Source organism: Haloterrigena sp. KLK7 (assembly GCF_037914945.1).
In the GTDB taxonomy this organism is placed as follows: Archaea; Halobacteriota; Halobacteria; order Halobacteriales; family Natrialbaceae; genus Haloterrigena; species Haloterrigena salinisoli.
In genome coordinates this window covers 1,218,298-1,236,948 of the sequence record NZ_CP149787.1, presented here as the reverse complement: position 1 = coordinate 1,236,948, position 18,651 = coordinate 1,218,298, and the positions used below count along the sequence as shown (strand labels likewise).

Annotated in this window: 18 protein-coding genes; 8 read left to right on the top strand and 10 right to left on the bottom strand. The window is 66.5% G+C overall.

All coding sequences use genetic code 11. From position 1 onward, the window contains the following. Window positions 1–381: 381 nt before the first annotated feature. The gene (locus WD430_RS06125; RefSeq protein ID WP_339105132.1) at window positions 382–1,725 is read left to right on the top strand and encodes an AAA family ATPase; all 1,344 of its coding nucleotides are present in this window, start codon (window positions 382–384) and stop codon (window positions 1,723–1,725) included. Between the two features lie 77 nt (window positions 1,726–1,802). On the opposite strand, the gene WD430_RS06120 is transcribed toward WD430_RS06125, so the two are convergent. Next, complete coding sequence (locus WD430_RS06120; protein ID WP_339105131.1) at window positions 1,803–2,501, bottom strand: chromosome partitioning protein ParA; 699 nt, start codon at window positions 2,499–2,501, stop codon at window positions 1,803–1,805. Next, a complete protein-coding gene (locus WD430_RS06115) occupies window positions 2,498–2,863 on the bottom strand; it encodes a hypothetical protein (protein WP_339105130.1) in 366 nt (121 codons plus the stop codon). The genes WD430_RS06120 and WD430_RS06115 overlap by 4 nt, the downstream gene beginning before the upstream one ends. A 254-nt stretch (window positions 2,864–3,117) precedes the next feature. On the opposite strand from WD430_RS06115, the gene WD430_RS06110 reads away from it, so the two are divergent. Together WD430_RS06110 and WD430_RS06105 are read left to right on the top strand one after the other, a co-directional pair. Then, a complete protein-coding gene (locus tag WD430_RS06110) occupies window positions 3,118–4,131 on the top strand; it encodes a type II glyceraldehyde-3-phosphate dehydrogenase (RefSeq protein ID WP_339105129.1) in 1,014 nt (337 codons plus the stop codon). A 122-nt stretch (window positions 4,132–4,253) separates the two neighbouring features. Next, complete coding sequence (locus WD430_RS06105) at window positions 4,254–4,655, top strand: Hsp20/alpha crystallin family protein (RefSeq protein WP_339105128.1); 402 nt, start codon at window positions 4,254–4,256, stop codon at window positions 4,653–4,655. Window positions 4,656–4,682: 27 nt separating this feature from the next. Here WD430_RS06105 and WD430_RS06100 read toward each other — a convergent pair whose 3' ends face one another. From WD430_RS06100 to WD430_RS06090, 3 genes are all read right to left on the bottom strand, one after another. Beyond that, entirely contained in the window at window positions 4,683–5,555 is an 873-nt protein-coding gene (locus WD430_RS06100) for a RimK family alpha-L-glutamate ligase (protein ID WP_339105127.1), read from the bottom strand. 290 nt (window positions 5,556–5,845) lie between these two features. Then, window positions 5,846–6,376 (bottom strand): 50S ribosomal protein L16, encoded by a 531-nt coding sequence (locus WD430_RS06095; protein WP_339105126.1) that lies wholly within the window; start codon window positions 6,374–6,376, stop codon window positions 5,846–5,848. Window positions 6,377–6,619: 243 nt separating this feature from the next. Beyond that, complete coding sequence (locus tag WD430_RS06090) at window positions 6,620–6,850, bottom strand: MarR family transcriptional regulator (RefSeq protein ID WP_339105125.1); 231 nt, start codon at window positions 6,848–6,850, stop codon at window positions 6,620–6,622. A 563-nt stretch (window positions 6,851–7,413) separates the two neighbouring features. Here WD430_RS06090 and WD430_RS06085 point away from each other — a divergent pair. From WD430_RS06085 to WD430_RS06075, 3 genes are all read left to right on the top strand, one after another. Next, the gene (locus tag WD430_RS06085) at window positions 7,414–8,592 is read left to right on the top strand and encodes a CBS domain-containing protein (protein ID WP_339105124.1); all 1,179 of its coding nucleotides are present in this window, start codon (window positions 7,414–7,416) and stop codon (window positions 8,590–8,592) included. 135 nt (window positions 8,593–8,727) lie between these two features. Then, entirely contained in the window at window positions 8,728–9,765 is a 1,038-nt protein-coding gene (locus WD430_RS06080; protein ID WP_339105123.1) for an ABC transporter ATP-binding protein, read from the top strand. Beyond that, window positions 9,765–10,568 carry an ABC transporter permease gene (locus WD430_RS06075; RefSeq protein WP_339105122.1) on the top strand — a complete coding sequence of 268 codons (804 nt, stop codon included), beginning with the start codon at window positions 9,765–9,767 and terminating at the stop codon, window positions 10,566–10,568. Before WD430_RS06080 ends, WD430_RS06075 begins: the two co-directional genes overlap by 1 nt. A gap of 15 nt (window positions 10,569–10,583) precedes the next feature. Here WD430_RS06075 and WD430_RS06070 read toward each other — a convergent pair whose 3' ends face one another. Continuing rightward, window positions 10,584–11,600 carry an NADP-dependent oxidoreductase gene (locus WD430_RS06070; protein ID WP_339105121.1) on the bottom strand — a complete coding sequence of 339 codons (1,017 nt, stop codon included), beginning with the start codon at window positions 11,598–11,600 and terminating at the stop codon, window positions 10,584–10,586. 156 nt (window positions 11,601–11,756) lie between these two features. On the opposite strand from WD430_RS06070, the gene WD430_RS06065 reads away from it, so the two are divergent. Continuing rightward, window positions 11,757–12,461 carry a carbonic anhydrase gene (locus WD430_RS06065; RefSeq protein WP_339105120.1) on the top strand — a complete coding sequence of 235 codons (705 nt, stop codon included), beginning with the start codon at window positions 11,757–11,759 and terminating at the stop codon, window positions 12,459–12,461. Window positions 12,462–12,521: 60 nt separating this feature from the next. Here WD430_RS06065 and WD430_RS06060 read toward each other — a convergent pair whose 3' ends face one another. Beyond that, a complete protein-coding gene (locus WD430_RS06060) occupies window positions 12,522–12,857 on the bottom strand; it encodes a helix-turn-helix domain-containing protein (protein WP_339105119.1) in 336 nt (111 codons plus the stop codon). Between the two features lie 136 nt (window positions 12,858–12,993). Here WD430_RS06060 and WD430_RS06055 point away from each other — a divergent pair, with 136 nt between their 5' ends. Then, window positions 12,994–13,632, top strand: coding sequence for an NAD(P)H-binding protein (locus WD430_RS06055; protein ID WP_339105118.1), 639 nt, complete (start codon window positions 12,994–12,996; stop codon window positions 13,630–13,632). 169 nt (window positions 13,633–13,801) lie between these two features. Here WD430_RS06055 and WD430_RS06050 read toward each other — a convergent pair whose 3' ends face one another. The 3 genes from WD430_RS06050 to WD430_RS06040 all read right to left on the bottom strand — a co-directional run bounded on the left by WD430_RS06050 (window position 13,802) and on the right by WD430_RS06040 (window position 18,579). Next, window positions 13,802–16,318 carry a DUF2309 domain-containing protein gene (locus tag WD430_RS06050; protein WP_339105117.1) on the bottom strand — a complete coding sequence of 839 codons (2,517 nt, stop codon included), beginning with the start codon at window positions 16,316–16,318 and terminating at the stop codon, window positions 13,802–13,804. Further along, window positions 16,308–17,807 carry a proton-conducting transporter membrane subunit gene (locus WD430_RS06045; RefSeq protein ID WP_339105116.1) on the bottom strand — a complete coding sequence of 500 codons (1,500 nt, stop codon included), beginning with the start codon at window positions 17,805–17,807 and terminating at the stop codon, window positions 16,308–16,310. The genes WD430_RS06050 and WD430_RS06045 overlap by 11 nt, the downstream gene beginning before the upstream one ends. A 307-nt stretch (window positions 17,808–18,114) precedes the next feature. After that, window positions 18,115–18,579, bottom strand: a complete 465-nt coding sequence (locus tag WD430_RS06040; RefSeq protein ID WP_339105115.1) for an Lrp/AsnC family transcriptional regulator — start codon at window positions 18,577–18,579, stop codon at window positions 18,115–18,117. Window positions 18,580–18,651 lie beyond the last annotated feature (72 nt).

Below are 18,651 nucleotides of genomic sequence, written 5' to 3'. Positions count from 1 at the left end.
ACCGACTGCAAACTCAAATCGGCGTTTCACCTTGCGTTGACTATATTCTCCGCTGACTCGTAGCCGAGAGTGCGGCTCGGTCGGCAACTGCGACGGTGCGATCGAGCCCGATCGCCCGCGGGTCCACCATCACCCTCTCCCATCCGACGGCTCCGATCCGACGCGGGCGATCTCGGACGCATCGACCGACGCCGTGAACCCTCCAGTCGCGTTTCCGATGGCGGTCGGAACGCGACGGCCCCGCTGACGTACTGTCTCCCGTGACTGCCTCGGTAGTCGAGTGTCGTCACCGCACGACTTCGAGTACAGACTCGAGCAGTGGACTACTATTCACTGTCTTCGTGTACACGTTCAAATAGGAAGCGGAAGCCTAATCGAGGCATGATCGCTATCGCCGGTGCGAAAGGCGGCTGTGGCAAGACGACGACGACGCTGGCGCTCGCCGAGGCGTTCGGTCGTGCCGGAACGCCAGCGCTCGCGGCCGACGCCGACCGACAGCTTCCGAATCTCCACGTCAGGAGCGGGATCGACCGCGAACCCACGCTCGCGGCGGTCCGCGGAGAAGACGACGTCCTGCAGGTCGCCCAGAAGGATCCGCGATCGTCGAACGTCGGGCTGCTCCCGGCGCCGAAATCCGCCGACCAACTCGACATGGAGACGTCGCTCGAGCGACTGTCGCTGGACTCGGTGCAGCTGCTGATCGACTGTCCGTCGGGCGCGGGTCCCGATGTCGTCGATCCACTCTCGGCCGCCGACGCGGCGATCGTGGTCACGACCGCGGACGACCGAAGTCTGGAGGCCGCCGAAACGACCGTCGAGATGGCGACCCGGCTCGGCGTGCCGGTGCTCGGTGCCGTCGTCACTCGGACGACCGACGTCCCCGACGCGGTCCGGTCGTGGGTCGACGTCCCCGTACTGGGCGTCGTTCCCGAGGTCGACGAACCGCTGGCAGCCGACGAGTCCCGGGCGGTCTACGACGAAATCGTGCGCACGCTCCAGACGAAGAACGCGACGGCCCGGACGCCGCCGGCGTACGCCGACGAACTGCTGGGGACCGGTATCGACGCGCTCGACCGCCGACTCGGCGGCGGCGTCCCGCCCGGCACCGTCGTCGCACTGACGGCCGATCCGGCGAGTCAGAGCGAACAGCTCCTCTATCAGACGACGGCCGTCCGCGGCTCGCTCTACGTCACGACGCGTCGCTCCGAACGGAACGTCGACCGCGCGATCGAGGCCTCGACGCTCGAGACCGGTACCCCGACGGTTCGCCGGATCGGCGGCGAGAGTGCGGAGCCGTTCGAGCGGTTCCGGGAGATCCTCGACAAGCTTCCCGACGGCGCGAACCTGCTCGTCGACACCGCGAACGCGCTCGAGCGCCGCGACAGGGAGGCCTACGTCGAATTCATGAACGATCTCACGGACAAGATGGTCGAAACCGATGGGGTCGCCGTCCTCCACTGTCCGACGCGGCGACCACCGGAGAACCGCGAGATCACGACCCACTTCGCGGACGTCGTGCTCGAACTCGAGACCGTCTCGCCCGCCTCCGGAGCGGACGTCGAACACTACCTCTCGGTCCCGAAACACCGCGCCGACTGCGGCTTCTCGGAGACGATCGAACTGCGCTTCGACGGGGCGCCGAACGCGATTACGGTGCCGGCCGACGGGGAACTGGAGGCCGGTTCCGCTCCCGGCGTCACCGGCGAGGGTCCGTCGGACGAGTAACGCTCCCAGTAGTAGCAGTCTCTGTCTCGATCTCGTCTCGGTAGCGGTATCGCGCTATCGACGTGACCGTCGACCGATCACAGAACGCCGATACGGCTCGAGATGCGTTCTTCGGAGCGCTCGACGGTCCGGGCGATCTCGTCGAACGCGCCGACCGCCGGACAGTCCGAGTCGACTGCGTCGACGGGCAGCCACTGCGACTGGGCGTCGTCGATCGCCGCTCGATCTTCGACGATCGCGGTCGTCGCGCCGAACGTCTCCTCGACGCGACTCGCGAGTCCGTCGCGTTCGTCGCGGTCGGCCCGGTTGAGGACGACCGACGCGATCGGCGTCTCGAGGTCGGCCGCGACCCGTCGCGTCCGGACGGCGTCGACGAGCGCGGCTTCGTCGGGCGTCGTGACGAGAACGGCGAGATGAGCCGTCTCGAGTTGCGCGCCGACGTCCCTCGCGAGGCCGGCGGGACAGTCGATGACGACCCGGCCGTACTCACGCTCGAGCCGTTCGACGACGCGGCCGAGCGCGGAGAGATCCGCTGCCCGGGCGCCGGCCAGGGTCCGTCCGCAGGAGAGGTAGCGAACCGGCCCGAACCGTTCGACGGCCGCGACCGGGTCGGCGCGGCCGGCGAGGACGTCGTGGAGGTCGGGGCCGGTTCCGGACGGGAGATCGGCCGTCGCGAGGGCGCCGTCGACGACGACCGCGTCGAGTTCGTACCCGAGGTTGAGCGACGTCGTCGACTTCCCCACCCCTCCCTTGCCGCCGGTTACCGCGACGATCATAGCCCCCGCGAGAGGACGTCCGTCGTCGGCGCCCACTCCTCGAGATCGGCGAGGACGGTCTCCGACGAGGTCGGTTCGTCGCCGTCGGCCCGTCGCACCTCGGCGATTTCGACCGGCGACTCGAGCGGCGGCGCCGGACTGGCGAACCCGAGTCCGCGCGTTCGGCCCGGTTTGACCCGTCCCGTCCACCTGTCTTCGTCCCATTCGGGGGCCGCGACCGACCCCGCTCGCGGCGGCCAGACCGGTCCCTCGAGCCGACTCCGCAGACGAACCGTCTGTGGCGTCGACCGAGTGTTCGTGACGGTCACTCGGACCAGCGTCACGTCCTCGCATCGCTCACACGTCGCTTCCACCTCGACCATGCCACTATTATCGCGCTCGATGACGTATAAATTCCACCACCAGTTCGGCGATATGTACCGTCCCTCGAGCGAGAACGAACGCGTTCATCGATGCCGCGCCACCAGGGGCCGCCGCGGTACCGATTCGGTCGCCGCTCGCGACCGATCCGGTTCGCGGAACCGCGACGGAGACCCGCGTACAACTCTCTCTCGAGTTAAAATCGGTCGAGAAGCCTCGAAACGGTTATCCCCCTCGGTAGTGGACACCCGGACACATGATTCAGGTCGCGATCAACGGCTACGGCACGATCGGAAAACGCGTCGCGGACGCCGTCCGCGAGCAGCCCGATATGGAGGTTCTCGGCGTCGCCAAGACGCGTCCCAACTTCGAGGCCGAGACGGCCGTCGACAAGGGGTTCCCGCTCTACGCCGCCGTCGAGGAACGGGCCGATCAGTTCGAGGAAGCCGGCCTCGAGATCGCCGGTCCCGTCGAAGACCTCGTCGACGCGGCCGACGTCGTCGTCGACGCCACGCCCTCCGGCATCGGCGCCGAGAACAAGTCGATGTACGAGGAGTACGACACGCCCGCGCTCTATCAGGGCGGCGAGGACGCCGACCTCGTCGACACCAGTTTCAACGCCCGTTCGAACTTCGAGGACGCCGTCGACGCCGACCACGTCCGCGTCGTCTCCTGTAACACGACCGGCCTCTCCCGCGTGATCGCGCCCCTGCGCGAGGCCTACGGCGTCGAGAAGGTCCGCGCGACGCTCGTCCGCCGGGGCGGCGACCCTGGGCAGACCTCCCGCGGCCCGATCAACGATATCCTGCCGAACCCGGTCACGATTCCCTCTCACCACGGCCCCGACGTCGAGACCATCTTCGACGATCTGGACATCGACACGCTGGGCATGAAGGTGCCCGCGACGCTGATGCACATGCACAGCTTAAACGTCACCTTAGAGGAAGAGGTCGACGCGAGCGAGGTTCGCGACCTGTTCGCCGAGGAGTCCCGGCTCTTCCAGATCCCCGAGCGGATGGACATCGACGGCAGCGGCAAACTCAAGGAGTACGCGCTGGACGCGGGCCGCCCGCGCGGCGACGTCTGGGAGAACTGCATCTGGGAGGAGTCGGTTTCGACGGTCGGTAACGATCTCTACCTCTTCCAGGGGATCCACCAGGAGAGCGACGTCGTGCCCGAGAACGTCGACGCGATCCGAGCGGTACTGGGCGCGGCCGACGCCGAGGAGAGCATCGAGACGACCGACGAGTCGATCGGTATCGGGCTGTAGTTCACCGCTGTCTCGTCCCCTACTCTCCTCACGGGTTCGACCCGCCGTTCGTCGGGTTTCGTTCACCGCAAACAACTAGAGACGACAGAAAGTTTTTGGCCCGCCGTCTACTACCGTTTCGCATGCGCCGAGACGACCGCGACGAACCCTTCGACGACCTGTTCCGCGAGATCGAGCGAATGATGAACGAAATGATGAACGGCGCGGACGCGAACGTCGACTTCTCCTCCTCGAGCGACGTCGGCAACGGCTTCGGCATGGACACCCACGTCGACATCCACGAGACCGACGAGGAGATCCGAGTCGTCGCCGACCTCCCGGGCGTCGAGAAGGACAACATCGAACTCGAGTGCGACGGGAAGACCCTGACCATCTCCGCGGAGAGCGAGCACCGCCAGTACGACGAGCGCGTCTCCCTGCCACAGCGCGTCAACGAACACACCGCCGCCGCGACCTACAACAACGGCGTCCTCGAGGTCGTCTTCGATCCCGCGGAGCAGTCCTCGGGTATCAGTCTCGAGTAACCGGGCCGTCGCGGTCGACTCTCGTTTTCACTGCCGGTCCGCAGCCGTTCGAATCGCGTCCGCGAGCCGATCGTAGAAGTCCGGTTCGTACTTCGTTTCGTCGTCGATCGTCGGCCGCGCGTTCGTCTCGTTGACCACCAGCCGGTCGTCGGTCTCGAGCAGATCGACGCCGAGGAACGGGATCTCGAGCGCCGCCGCAACCCGTTCAGCCAGCTCGCGGTACTCGTCGGGCAACTCCACGCCAGTCGCTTCCGCGCCGCGGTGGACGTTGTGTTTCCACTGGCCCTCGGCGACGGCCTCGTCGGGCAGTCGTCGCTCGACGGCACCGACGTACTCGCCTTCCAGCACCATCACGCGGTAGTCGGTCGCGTCGGGGAGGTACTCCTGGACGAGAAACGACTGGTCGCCCGTCGCCTTGTAGTCGTGGACCAGCGAGAGGTAGTCGCAGATTCCGAGGAAGGAATCGAGGTCGTGGGCCTTCGCGACGCCGACGCCGCGGGTCGTCGAGTTCGGTTTGACGACCACCGGCGGGTCGAACCGCTCGAAGACGTCGGTCAGCGCCGCTTCGCCGACGTCGTTCGAGACGTAGACCGACTCCGGAACCGGGAGGTCGGCCCGCTCGAGTCGCGCGATCACTTCGGCCTTGTTCCGCGAGGTCAGCACCGTCTCGTGGTCGTTGAGCCACGGGATCTCGAGCAGGGCGTCGGCGACGCCGCCCTCCATGAGTCGGCCGGGGTAGACGAAGCCGACGTCGTAGTCGTCGGGGTCCCACGGCGGATCGCCGAGCGCGATCGTGCGCTCGCGCACGGGCACGTGATGGACCCGTATTCCCCGCTCGGACAGCGGCTCTCGCATCCGCCGGAACGTCTGTTTCGCGTTCGCTACCGCGAGATCGATCATAGTCGGCACTCGGGGAGAGAAGGGTAAAAAGCTGCTCGAGACCGTCCACACTCGAGTTCACGGATTCGGCCGGGAGTGCGTCTCTCGCAGCTGCGAGAGACGCACGACCCGGGGGAGGGCAGGCTATCACCCAGAAAACAACCGCGAGCGAGGCCGGAGGCCGAGCGAGCGGGCCGACGACTGATGTGAACGAGTGACTATCGGGAACGAGTGAACGGAAGGAGGAGTGCTTTTCATCGAAGTTTTCCCGAGGGTGCGCCGCAGGCGCACCCGCAGAGGAAAAGTTCGTTTTATGCGATAAGCTGTTCTTCGCCCTTCTCGACGACGATGCGACACGGCGGCGAGATCTTGTTGTAGGCGCGACGGAGCGCGTCCTTGGCGAACTCGGCGTCGTCGACGTCACACCAGATCGTGAAGATGCGCTCGCCGGCGTCGATGCGCGCGGCGGTACCGACGATCTTCCCGAAGGCCTGGCGCATCCCGTCGGAGACACGGTCCGCACCCGCACCCGTCGCCTGCTTGTTCTCCCGGATGACGTGGTGGGGGAACTTCCGGAGGATCATCTTGTAGTTGTTCTCGCCGGCGCTTTTCAGCATGTGCCGGTTGGCCGAGAGGCGCGAGGCCTCGAGGCTGCCGTGGCGGAGCTGGACCTCTTCCTCGGTGATGAGGCTGATCTGGACGGGGTAGTCCTCGGGATCGGCGCTGATGTCGCCCATCTTGTGCTGTGCAATCTTGGAGCCCGGGATGCCGGTGATGTACTCGCGTCGCGTGTAGGCCGGCTTGCTGATCTCCCGGTACATTGAGGCGGGTTTGTCGGACATGGTTGTGGTTACTTACGAAAACGCAGGCCTACCGTGCGGATAAAGGCTTCGAAGCGCGCGCTGGATGCGGATCCGCGGCCCCGAACGCGGGCGTCTCCGTCTCGAATCTCTCGATCCCGTCCGTCGACTCGAGCGCGTCCGCCCTCGAGGGCGTCGAGCGGTGGGCCGACGAGCCGGCGGCTCAGCGACGAGCGATCGACGGGCGCTCTAACACGGCGCAGTCGGCGCAGTCGGCGCGGAAAATCAGCGACGCGGCACGTACGTTTCGTCGGTCTTCTCGATCAGGTTCTGACTCGAGAGGGAGTTGCAGACGCTCAGGATGTCGATCTTCTTCATGGCCAGCACCTGGCCCAGTTCGTCGACCGTCGCTCCGTCCGTCGCCTCGAGGTAGAGGTAGACGAGTTTCCCCTGTGCGGAGTTGAGTTCGGTCGGCAGTTCGGTGAGTCCGGCGTCGGCGTAGGATTGTTCCATCATCGTACTTACACCATCGACGAACTACTGTATAAAGCTATTGTGCACCGCGTGCATATTCGATAAAGCATACTAGTGGCATTATATGCATACAGAGCCAGTCACACGCAGACTCGTTATCGGACTCGATCGCTATTCTCCATGGAAATGTATTCTCGAGTCCGTACAGACACTCTCACGATAAATAACATATATTTTATATTTTGTCGATGGGAAGCGAATCGTTTCGATCGGTGGATGAAATCGCGATCCGAAGCGCAGATATCTGTCGTAATATTGTACTGTGAGACGCCGTTCGCGACCCATATAATGAATATTAATATCAGTGGTTGCCGACGCAGCGAAGACGTCTCGAGACGGTGCCTAGCGACTCTCTGCCTCGAATTCGGCTATCGCTGCTCTCTCGAGCTGACCGGTGGGGGCAGCGACCGGATGGTCGGTTCACTGACATCACCGCGTTCTCGATGCTTCGGTCGGCGACTCGGGAACGAGGTCGAAGGGGGCGAGAAACGGCGATCCTCACTGTCGTCGGCGTTTTTAAGGCCTTTCCACGGGTACCATGGGGCATGCCCCGGAGTTTTCGCATCGGGTCCCTGTTCGGGATTCCGATCAAGTTGGACCTCACGTTTCTGTTGGTGCTCCCGCTGTTCGCGTATCTCATCGGCGAGCAGATCGGGGACGTCGCGAATCTACTGAACAGCGGGCTGGCGGCGGGGATCGACGTCGCCGCTATCACCAGCGGGACGACGCCGTGGATTCTCGGTCTGACCGCGGCCATCGGACTGTTCGTCGGCGTCGTGCTCCACGAACTCGGCCACTCGCTGACGGCCCAGCGCTACGGCTTTCCGATCGACTCGATCACGCTCTGGCTGTTCGGCGGCATCGCCGCGCTCTCGGAGATGCCCGAGGACTGGCGACAGGAGTTCACCATCGCCATCGCCGGCCCGATCGTCTCCGTGCTCGTCGGCGTCGGTTCGTACGCGCTGTTTCTCGCCGTCCCCGAAAGTTTCGACGGCGCCCGGTTCGTTCTCGGCTACCTCGCCATCCTGAACGTCGTGCTCGCGGTCTTCAACATGGTTCCCGCGTTCCCGATGGACGGCGGGCGGGTCCTCCGCGCGTTTCTCGCTCGCAGTCGCCCGTACGCGACGGCCACCCAGCAGGCCGCCAGCGTCGGCAAACTGCTGGCGGTCGTCATGGGTCTGATCGGGCTCCTGCAGTTCAGCATCATCTTCATCGGCGTCGCCTTCTTCGTCTACATCGCCGCCTCGAGCGAGGCCCAGCAGGTGACGATGAAGGCCGCGTTTCAGGACGTCACCGTCGGCGACATCATGACGCCGGCCGGCGATCTCCACACGGTCGAACCCGAGACCACGGTGGCGGAGCTGGTCCAGCGGATGTTCACCGAGCGCCACACCGGCTATCCGGTCATCGACACGGACGCGTTCGAGGGCGAGCGCCTCGTCGGACTCGTCACGCTGACCGACGCCCGCGAGGTCGATCCGGTCGAGCGCGACGCGTTCACGGTCGACGAGGTCATGACGACCGATCTGAAGACGATCACCCCCGACTCGGACGCGATGACGGCGATCGAGGAGATGCGCGAGAACGACATCGGTCGCCTGCTCGTGGTCGAGGACGGCGACCTCGTCGGCCTGATCTCGCGGTCGGACGTGATGACCGCCTTCGATATCGTCCAGAAGAGCGGCGCGGTCAACCCAGGCGGTCTCCCGCGGACCGCGAACTGATCGGTGTGGCGAATCGGTTGGCGCGCCGAACGGTCGAAGCGATCCGTCGAAACGAACCGGCAAAAACGTCCGTAACGCCCGTCTCGAGGGCCGCAATCAACATTCTTAACCGCGGTCGGGGCCGACGATTCGGCGATGCCACCGGCCATCGAGACCGTCGATCTCGTGAAGGAATACGGGGACTTGCGCGCACTGCAGGAGCTGTCGCTGACCGTCGAGGAGGGCGAGTTCTTCGGCCTGCTCGGCCCCAACGGGGCGGGCAAGACGACCTTTATCAACACGCTGGTCGGGCTGGTCCGCAAGACCGGCGGCGAGGCGCGGGTCTTCGGCCACGACGTCGAGACGGAGTACCGGGCGGCCCGCGACGCGATCGGCCTCGCACCGCAGGAGTTCAACGTCGATCGCTTCTTCCCGATCAAGGAAGTGCTGATGCACAAGGCCGGCTACCACGGCATTCCCGAGGACGAGGCCGCCGAACGCGCCGACGAAGTCCTCAAGCGCGTCGGCATCTACGACAAGCGCGACGAGCGCTTCGACTGGCTCTCCGGCGGGATGAAGCGCCGCTTGCTGCTCGCGCGGGCGCTCGTCACTGATCCCGACCTGCTCATCCTCGACGAACCCACGGCCGGCGTCGACGTCCAGTTGCGCCACGACCTCTGGGAACTCGTGACCGAACTCAACGAGGAGGGGACGACGATCCTCCTGACGACCCACTACATCGAGGAGGCCGAACGCCTCTGTGACCGCGTCGCGATCATGAACGAGGGCCGGAAGGTGACCGTCGCGACGCCGGACGAACTGAAGGAGCGCGGCACCGACACGATCTCCGTCCGCCTCGAGTCCGGAATCACCTCGAGCGCGGCGGCCGACCTCGAGTCCGACCTCGGCGCGTACGCCCACGAGGTGACGACGAGCGGCGAGGCCCTCGAGGTCCGCGTCGACGACGGCGGCTCGACCGCGCCGCGCCTGTTGAACGACCTCGAGGCGAGAGGGTACGAGATCGCCGACCTCGAGATCACCAGGACGTCGCTCGAGGAGATCTTCGTCGATCTCACCCGGAGCGACGACCGGACGGTGACGCGGTCGTCGGCCTCGAGCGCCGGTGACGGCGGTGAGGACGCAACCGACGGACGCGAATCCGAACGCGAGCGCGAACAGGAGGGGGTCGCCTGATGCTGTCGGTCGGCTTCCGCGCGCTGTTCCGCCGCGAGATCCTGCGGTTCGTTCGCCGCCCGAAGAACACGTTCATGCCGCCGGCGATCACGAACGTCCTCTACTTCGCGGTCTTCGGCGTCATTCTCGGTAACCGGATCGACGAGATCGCCGGCTACGATTACATCCTCTTTATCGTGCCCGGGCTGATCGTCCTCGGCGCGATCTCGAACGCCTTCGAGAACGCGTCGTTCTCGATCTTCCACGGCAGATGGAACGAGTACATTCACGAGACGCTGACGTCGCCGCTCTCGTACGTCGAGATGGTCCTCGCGTACGTCGGCGCCAGCGCGGTTCGGGGCCTCATCGTCGGCGTCATTATCGCCGCCGTGGGCCGGCTGTTCGTCCCGATCAGCCTCGAGCACGGGCTGTTCCTCGTGGCCACGATGGTCGTTATCACGGCGCTGTTCGCCGGCTTCGGGATCATCGGCGGACTCGTCGCCCGCGACTTCGACGACCTGACGGTAATGAATCAGTTCATCCTCCGACCGCTCGTCTTCTTCGGGGCCGTCTTCTACTCCCTCGAGACGTTCGAGCAGACCTGGCAGGTGAACCTCTCGCTGGTGAACCCGATGGTCTACATGGTCGACAGCGTCCGGTACGGGCTGCTGGGCTACTCGGACCTGATCGAGGTCGGAGTGCTCCCCGCACCCTACACCGACTTCGCGCCGCTGTTCGCACTCGGCGTGCTCACGGCGGCCACTGTCCTCGTGCTGGCGATCGACGTCTACCTGTTCAAGATCGGCTACGGGTTGACGGACTGACCGCTCGCCGACCGATCAGCTCTCGCGGTCGGCGACCTTCACCAGCTGCTTCCCGATGTTCTCGCCCTCGAACAGCCCGAGGAACGCGTCCGGCGCGTTCTCGAACCCTTCGACGACGTTCTCGCGGTACTGGACGTCGCCGTTCTGCACGAACGTCGAGAGGCGCTCGAGCGCCTCGCCCCAGCGGGGCTGGTAGTCGCTGACGAGCAGGCCCTCGACCGTCGCGCGGGTCTCGATGAGTTTGGCGAGCTTTCGCGGCCCCGTCGGCACCTCGGTCTCGTTGTAGAGCGCGATCTGGCCGCAGACCGCGACGCGGGCGTCGACGTTCAGGCGGGGCCAGACGGCGTCCGTGATGGGGCCGCCGACGTTGTCGAAGTAGACGTCGACGCCGTCGGGACAGGCGTCGTCGACCGCGGCCGAGAGGTCGTCGGTCTCCTTGTAGTTGATCGCGGCGTCGAAGCCGAGCTCGTCGGTGAGCCAGTCGATCTTCGCCTCGCTGCCGGCGGTGCCGACCACTCGAGCGCCCGAGAGGCGGGCCAGTTGGCCGACGACGGAGCCGACGGCGCCCGCCGCGGCGGAGACGACGACGGTGTCACCGGGCTTCGGATCGCCCACGTCGTTCAGGCCCCAGTAGGCCGTCACGCCGGGCATCCCGAGCACGCCCAGCGCCGTCGAGATCGGTCCGTGGTCGGGGTTCACCGGCTGGAGCTCGTTCGCGTCCGCGACGGCGTGTTCCGCCCACAGGAGGTCGCCGGTGACGATATCGCCCGCCGAGAACTGACCGGCGTTGGACTCGAGGACCTCGCCGACGACGCTGGCCTTCATCGGGTCGCCGACGTCCCACGGCTCGGCGTACGACTCCGCGTCTCGCATGCGACCGCGCATGTACGGGTCGACGGACTGGTAGAGCGTCTTCACGAGTACCTCGCCGTTGTCCGGCTCGGGGCGGTCGACGGTGACGAGTTCGAAGTTCTCCGACGTCGGTTCGCCGACGGGGCGACTGGCGAGTCGCCACTGTCTGGTTTCTGCCATACAGGTACGAGGCCGCGCCGGGAGGTGAACGTTGGGTTCGCGGAAGTGTGGCGGACGACTCGACCCGCCGACCCGCCGGCCCGAGCGCGAGGCGCTCTCACCGCCACGAATGGCAGCGAGTCGAACTTTTTTGGCTACCGTTCGCGTACGTCGCGTATGGAACCCGATCTCGACGCTCTCGAGGCGCTGCTCGCCGGCAACGAGCGCCACGTCGAGGCGCTCCCGGAGGACTACTTCGCGGACGTCCAGACGGACCAGCATCCGACCGTCGTCGCGATCTGCTGTTCGGACTCGCGGGTCTCCCACGAGGGGATGTGGGGGATCGATCGGCCGGGCGCGGTCTTCACGCCGAGCAACATCGGCAACCAGATCTGGGACGAGGACGACGGCGAGCGCATCGTCGACGGCGGCATCCTCTATCCGATCCACCACACTGGGACCGACGTCGTCGCCGTCGTCGGCCACACCGGCTGCGGGGCCGTCACCGCCGCCTATCGCGTCGCGACCGGCGAGGAGCCGCCGGGGCCACAGGGCGTCGACAAGTGGGTCGACCAGCTCGTCCCGGTCGTCGAGGAGGCCCTCGAGAGCGGACTGATCGACACCGACGCGGACGAGGGACGGGTGATCAACCAGCTCGTCGAGTACAACGTCGGGTATCAGGCGCGCTCGCTCGCGGAGGCCGACGAGGTTCCGGACGACGTCGTCGTCTACGGCTTCGTCTACGACTTCCAGGGCGTCTACGGCGACGAGCCCGGCCGGACGTACCTCGTCACGGTCGACGGCGAGACCGATCCCGACGCGCTCGCGGATCTCGTGCCGGAGGGGTACGAGGCGACGGCTCGCAGTCTGCTCTCCCGGTAGCCGGGACTCCGGCTCGGCCTCCCGACTGGGAGATCGATTACATGCCCGCTTCGATACGCCTCAGCTTTCCTCGGTGATCCACTTCTCACCCCAGTCGTAGATCTCATCGAACGCCGAGAGGAGTTCTCGCCCCTTCGGTGTCAGCGAGTAATACACGGCGATCGGACTCCCCTCGTCGACTCGGCGTTCGACGTACTCCTTCTCCGCTAGATCGTCGAGCACTCGAGACAGCGTCTGTGAGTTCGCGTCCGTGGCACGCTTGAGTTCGTTGAACCGAAGCTCGCCCTCCCGGAGGACGTGGATACCGGTCATACGCCACCGGGAACCGACCTCTTCGAGGGTTTTGATTACCGGACAGTCCCCGTATTTCGTTTCGAGCGTAGCATCCGATGACATCGGTGTGACTTGGTCAGGCTGACGTTCGCTGAACTATATGAGGATCTCGCTCCATGACCAAGTATGATAACATGACCGCACTCGAGAGATCGCCCTCAGAATCGTCTGACAGCCATCGGCGAACCCGCCTCCCAACATGAACGTACTCCTACTCGGTGCGAGCGGACGAATCGGACAGCGAACTGCCACTGAACTCCTCGACCGCGGTCACGCCGTTACGGGCGTCTCCCGGAGCGGGACGGTCGACGGGATCGACGACGACGACTTCGTCGCCGTCGCCGGGGACGCGACCGACCCCGATGACATCGCGAAGCTCGCGACGGGGCACGACGCCGTGGCGTCGGCGCTCGGCCCGAGTGACGATGAGTCGCCCGAAATTCTCACGGAGATGATGGACGCCGTGATCGACGGGCTGCGCCGAGCGAACGTCGATCGACTGGTCTGGACCGGCGGCGCTGGCGGGCTCGAGGTCGGCCCGGAGACGATGCTCATCGAAACGGAGGAGTTCCCCGAGGAGTGGGAGCCGGTCGCCAGCGCGGCCATCGATGCGTACGATATCCTCAGCGAGGCCGACGACCTGCAGTGGACGTACCTCGCGCCCGCTGCGCTGATCGAACCCGGCGAGCGGACCGGCGAGTACCGGACTGCCGACCGCGAACTCGTGACCGACGACGAGGGAGACAGCTACATTTCGATGGAGGACTTCGCCGTCGCCCTCGCGGACGAACTCGAGGCGGGCAACGCCGTGCACACCTATCTCGGAACCGGATACTGACGCGGTCCGGTGTCGCGTCCGGTCGGCGATTTCGGGACGGTCGCGACGGCCACGGTTGCCGTCTTCGCGGTACACCGTCCGACCGCCCCTTCGCGAACTGCCTGTCCCTATTCACTGCGACGACGGCCTCGAGTCGTGACGACGGCGAGAACGAGCGCTCCGCGAGCCGTCAGTCGTCGTCCGCCGGCCGTGCGGGCGGCGTCGCAGGTTCGGTCTCCGCCGTCGCCTCGACGTCGAGTTCGGTCTCGGCCGCCCACTCGAGGTCGCCCGCGTACTGGAAGGCGGCGTTGTCCTGCGTGGGATCGACGACCGTCAGGTCGCCGATCCAGCCGTTGTCGAGCAACTGCGTGACGTCCTCGTGCTCGCGGAGGATCTCGGTCACGCGGTCGACCGGGGCGTGGATCACGGCCGTCAACCGCAGCGGCTGGTGATAGGGTCGGTCGTCGTCGACCTTGAGCGACTGGAGCGGCAGCCCGGTCATCAGGTCGCCGCCGTTGCCCTGCACGACGCCGACGTTGCCCAGCGGGTTCTGGGTGACCTTCGAGCCGCTGCCGTAGACCGCGTTGTCCACGGTCGCGAAGTAGTACTGGTTGTTGATCCACTGGGTGACGACCAGCGGCCCCGTCACGATTCCCTCGAGCGCCTCGCCGTCCGGATCGGTCGTCCAGTCGTAGGAGTGGAGGAACGCGCGGCCGTCCAGATCGCGGTCCGCGGTCAGATCGCGGGGACCGATGACGAACGAGGCGTTGCCGGCCAGCCCCCACTCGGGGCGGGCCTCGGCCCAGTCGGCCGCCTTGCGCTCGACTTCGGCGACGCTCGCGTCCGGATCGCCGCCCGTCGCCTCGGTGCGCTCGGCCGCGGCGCCGGCGCGGGCCGCCTCGAGGTCCTCGCGCAGGGCCTCGAGGTCCTCGCGGTGGCTCTCGGGCACGTCACCGTCGAACAGTTCGATCTCGTCGGTCGTCGTGTTGTGTTCGCCCGCGAGGAAGACGGTGTCCTCCGGGACGTCGATGCCGCGCTCGCGCAACTCGGCCCGCACGTTCTCGTCGTTGCAGATCTCGGCGAGCACGCGGGCGTTCGGGCCGCCCGGGTTCCCCGCGCAGGCCCCGCAGTCGAGACTCGAGTCGAACGGGTTGTTCGTCGTCTCGCTGGCGTGGCCCGCGAAGACGACCAGTCGGGCGAACTCCGTCCAGCCCATGAGTTCGAAGGCGGTCGCGGCGTACTCGACCTTCTCCTCGAGGCTCATCCCCCGCGGGAGGTCGTGGTCGCCGTGGCCGTGGTCGTCGTAGGCGTCGTAATCGACGGCCGGAGACGAGGCCTCGTAGTAGTCGGGCACGCGCTCGTCGACGGCGCTCTCGAGGGCGGCGATCGTCGAGGGCGACAGCGTCCGCGCGGCCATCGCCGAGCCGTAGGCGCTGCCGGCGCCCTCGACGAACGTGAAGGCGGCGACGACGTTGTTCTTGAGCGTCTTGAAGTGCTTGCGGGCCGCGCCCGCCAGCCCGGTCCAGCGGTCGCGGGCGGTCACCGCCTCGGTCTCCTCGTCGGGGCGGTCGACGACGCGGTGCTGTGGCTCGACGATCGGCGGGCAGGCGTCGGCCTCGGCGTGGGAATCGTACTCCCGATGGCGGATCGGAATCCCGAAGAAGCCCGCGTAGCCGTGGGTCTCGTAGGGGCCCTGGGCCTCGATGTGGCGGCGGATCACCTCCGAGCGGGTGTCGATGCAGAACACGAGCTGTGCGGCCGGACGCTCGCCGTCATCGGCCTCGGACGGGTCCGTCACCGAGTCGTCGATCCCCTCGAGGAGGCGCTCGCGGTAGCTGCGTTCCCACGCGGTCAGCCAGATCTCGGGGAGCGGAACGTCCTCGTCGTCCGTGTCGCTCGAGTCGGCGCCGCTCGTGTCGTCCGCGACGGCCGTGTCGTCCGCATCGCCGTCGGCGGCCGCCGCGAGGTCGATCGGCGCGTCCAGCAGGTCGGCCAGCGTCAGCCGCACCGCCAGGTACTCCGTCAGCGTGATCGGGTACCGTTCCTGCCACGCGTTGGCGTCGTCGTCGGCCCGCTGCTTGATGAAACCGCTCCAGCCCGGGAGCGCGGCGAGGTGATGCTCGGCGATGTCGGCCCAGCGTCCCTCGGGATAGTCGCCCAGCACCGACTCGAGCGCCTCGGTCGCCGTCTCGGGGAGGTCGTCGGGGTCGTCACAGCCGGGCACGTCGCCGTCGTGGGGCGCCATCTCGCGCCACGCGGCGTAGAACCCGTCCCCGCGGTCGGGCATCGGCCACTTCGACTGTCCCTGATCGAGGAACGCGGCGAGCCACTTCGTCAGCACGCGGTCGACGGCCGCGGTCGCGTCGTCGGTCTCGCTGCCGCGTTCGGCCTCGGTGTCGGCCATTTCGTCCAGCAGCGTCTCGGGATCCCGGTCGATATCGTGGGCCTCGAGTTCGCGCTGCAGCGCGTCGGGGTCGATCCGTCCGGTCTCCCACGCCCGGCGGAAGACCGACGGATGCGGGTAGCCGCGGCCGCCGAACAGGCGTTCGCCCTCGGCGACGGCCCGGTGGAACGGCTCGTCCTCGAACCCCGAGAGGGGGTTGGCCGTGACGAACGAGTGCAGCGGCCAGACCGAGCCGATGCGGTCGGCCGCGCGGTCGATACGCTCCTCGATTCGACGACGGTCGTCGGCTTCCTTACGCGTCATTGTAGTCCTCCTTGTCGGTGAGCACGGTGTTCGGATCGGGTTGGGAGAGGTTCAAGAGCGAGACGTAGAGGCGCTTGCTCGAGTGGTACCAGCCGAGCTCGGCCACGAGATAGGCGCCGACGAACAGGACGACGACGAGGTAGTGGGCGATCGTCATCTCGGTCGAGACGTGAGTCATCGGCACGCCCGACAGCATCCTCGAGACGGCGTTGAACGCGACGGCGTAGCCGCTGATCGCGGTCAAGACGACCAGCGGAACGCTGACGAACCTGACCGACGTCGGCAGGGTCGAGCGTCGGAGGATGTCCCGAGCCGCGGTCAGCGTCGTCAGGACCACGACCAGCGTCAGGATCGTCCCGCTGTTCAACTCGAGGCTCGTCGCCTTCCCGGTGAGGACGCCGAACAGGACGCCGCCGCCGACGGCGGTCAGCAGACTGACGGCGATTCCGGAGAAGCCGAGGTGGGTTTGCGTCCCGTCTTTCGGGACCGCCTGCTCGACGGCGGCGCCCGAGGACAGGAAGAGATAGGCCTTGTAGAAGCCGTGGAGGACGAGGTGGGCGATCGCCGCGGCGAAGAAGCCGAGGCCACATTGCAGTATCATAAAGCCCATCTGGGCGATGGTCGAGCAGCCGAGCTTGCGCTTGATATCCGTCTGGACGAGGATCATCGCCTGTCCGAGCAGGGCGCTGACGGCGCCGACCAGGACGACGATCGACATGACGGCGAGGCGGTCGGCGACCACCGGAGCGAACCTGGTCAGCAGGATCCCGCCCGCGTTGACGAACCCGGCGTGCATCAGCGCCGACGCCGGCGTCGGCGCCGTCATCGAGGACAGCAGCCAGTTGTGGAAGGGGAACAGGGCCGACTGGACCATCGCCGCGAGGACGATCCCTCCGGCGGCGAGGAGGCCGACCGTCCGGGAGACGCCCTCGAGGCCGGCGAAGATGCCGGTGACGGTGGTCGCGCCCGTCGCCCAGGCGAGGAGGGCCAGCGAGGCGGCCAGCAGTCCGCTGCTAGCGAGGAAGTAGCGGCGAGCGAGCGCGGACGCGGCCCGCGCCTGCTCCCAGTCGCGGACGTGGCCGATGAGCGACGCCATGAGCAGTCCCATCGCCAGCCACACCGCCGCGAACAGCGCGACGTGATTCGCCGCGGCCATCGTCATGACGGCGAGCGTGAATCCGAGGACTCGGTAATAGAATCGGTCGATGTGGCGGTCGCCGGCCATGTAACGGCGGGAGTAGCTGTGGACGATCCCGCTGAAGAAGGTGACCACGACCCACATCACCGCGGTCAGTCCGTCGACGCGAAGCGCGCCCGACAGCTCCCATCCGGCGCCGTTCCGGGCCGCCAGCGCGAGTACCCCCAGACTGAGTGCGAACAGCGTCCAGACGGTCCGGGTCGACGCTCGCGGAACGACTGAGGTCGATGGCGTCGGTTCGGAGAGTTGTGCGACGGCGGCGTCGGATGTGGGTGCTCTGTCGTCGGTCATGCTTCGATTTCGCGCTCGACCAGCGCGGGATCGCGGCCGGGTCTGGCCGAACGATCCCGGCAACACTTGCACGGCCGGTCGTCTTCACCCTATATACGAACAGACTGGTTATTATAACCTTTGGTTCGAACAAATCGTTCGTCCCTCACACCGTAGTAGACGATCGTGATAAATTGGGCGCTCGTCGCGAATGTCTCGGTCGGTCACGGACGTCGCAGTCGACGGTCTCGAGAATCGGGCCGAACGGCGACGCGAGAACGAGCGAAACGGAGGGGCGTTCGTCCGGCAACGGAGCCGATTCGTGGCGTCACTCGGAGGAAAATTCGTCGAACGACGTCGACTGGTGGCTTCGCACGAGCACCTCGTCGGTGATCGTCAGTCCCATGTCGGAGATCTCCTGTGCGATCGGCGTGATCTCCCGGTCGTTCTTGACGACGGCCGTCACGAGCAGGTTCTGCTCGCCAGTGACCAGCTCCTGTACCGAGACGACGCCGGAAATGGCCAGGAGATCGTCGATGTAGTCGCCTCGTTCCGGAATCGACGCCGTGCAGTAGAGCAGCATTCGAATCGGATACCCGGACTTCGTGTAGTCGATGTTCGCGCTGTAGCCCTTGATGACGCCCTCCGATTCCAACCGCTGGATGCGTTTGCGAACGGTGCTCGAGGACGCGTCGGTCCGCTCGGCGATCTCGCTCGAGGAGAGGTTCCGGGCCTCCTCCTGGAGCGCGTAGAGGATCTCCCGGTCGACCGCGTCGAGTTCGTAGTCTGTCATACGGTTCGTTTGTCCGCGGCGGCTATAAGGAACTTCGGCTGACAGAACGAACGAACCGGTATTCGAGCGGAC

Excerpts from the sequence above, each read along its gene's own strand:
- WD430_RS06075 (WP_339105122.1), top strand. The coding sequence starts at position 9,765 with ATGCTGTCGGTCGGCTTCCGCGCGCTGTTCCGCCGCGAGATCCTGCGG.
- WD430_RS06110 (WP_339105129.1), top strand. The coding sequence starts at position 3,118 with ATGATTCAGGTCGCGATCAACGGCTACGGCACGATCGGAAAACGCGTC.
- WD430_RS06100 (WP_339105127.1), bottom strand. The coding sequence starts at position 5,555 with ATGATCGATCTCGCGGTAGCGAACGCGAAACAGACGTTCCGGCGGATG.
- WD430_RS06095 (WP_339105126.1), bottom strand. The coding sequence starts at position 6,376 with ATGTCCGACAAACCCGCCTCAATGTACCGGGAGATCAGCAAGCCGGCC.
- WD430_RS06090 (WP_339105125.1), bottom strand. The coding sequence starts at position 6,850 with ATGATGGAACAATCCTACGCCGACGCCGGACTCACCGAACTGCCGACC.
- WD430_RS06040 (WP_339105115.1), bottom strand. The coding sequence starts at position 18,579 with ATGACAGACTACGAACTCGACGCGGTCGACCGGGAGATCCTCTACGCG.
- WD430_RS06080 (WP_339105123.1), top strand. The coding sequence starts at position 8,728 with ATGCCACCGGCCATCGAGACCGTCGATCTCGTGAAGGAATACGGGGAC.
- WD430_RS06070 (WP_339105121.1), bottom strand. The coding sequence starts at position 11,600 with ATGGCAGAAACCAGACAGTGGCGACTCGCCAGTCGCCCCGTCGGCGAA.
- WD430_RS06060 (WP_339105119.1), bottom strand. The coding sequence starts at position 12,857 with ATGTCATCGGATGCTACGCTCGAAACGAAATACGGGGACTGTCCGGTA.
- WD430_RS06120 (WP_339105131.1), bottom strand. The coding sequence starts at position 2,501 with ATGATCGTCGCGGTAACCGGCGGCAAGGGAGGGGTGGGGAAGTCGACG.
- WD430_RS06115 (WP_339105130.1), bottom strand. The coding sequence starts at position 2,863 with ATGGTCGAGGTGGAAGCGACGTGTGAGCGATGCGAGGACGTGACGCTG.
- WD430_RS06085 (WP_339105124.1), top strand. The coding sequence starts at position 7,414 with ATGCCCCGGAGTTTTCGCATCGGGTCCCTGTTCGGGATTCCGATCAAG.
- WD430_RS06045 (WP_339105116.1), bottom strand. The coding sequence starts at position 17,807 with ATGACCGACGACAGAGCACCCACATCCGACGCCGCCGTCGCACAACTC.
- WD430_RS06055 (WP_339105118.1), top strand. The coding sequence starts at position 12,994 with ATGAACGTACTCCTACTCGGTGCGAGCGGACGAATCGGACAGCGAACT.
- WD430_RS06050 (WP_339105117.1), bottom strand. The coding sequence starts at position 16,318 with ATGACGCGTAAGGAAGCCGACGACCGTCGTCGAATCGAGGAGCGTATC.
- WD430_RS06065 (WP_339105120.1), top strand. The coding sequence starts at position 11,757 with ATGGAACCCGATCTCGACGCTCTCGAGGCGCTGCTCGCCGGCAACGAG.
- WD430_RS06125 (WP_339105132.1), top strand. The coding sequence starts at position 382 with ATGATCGCTATCGCCGGTGCGAAAGGCGGCTGTGGCAAGACGACGACG.
- WD430_RS06105 (WP_339105128.1), top strand. The coding sequence starts at position 4,254 with ATGCGCCGAGACGACCGCGACGAACCCTTCGACGACCTGTTCCGCGAG.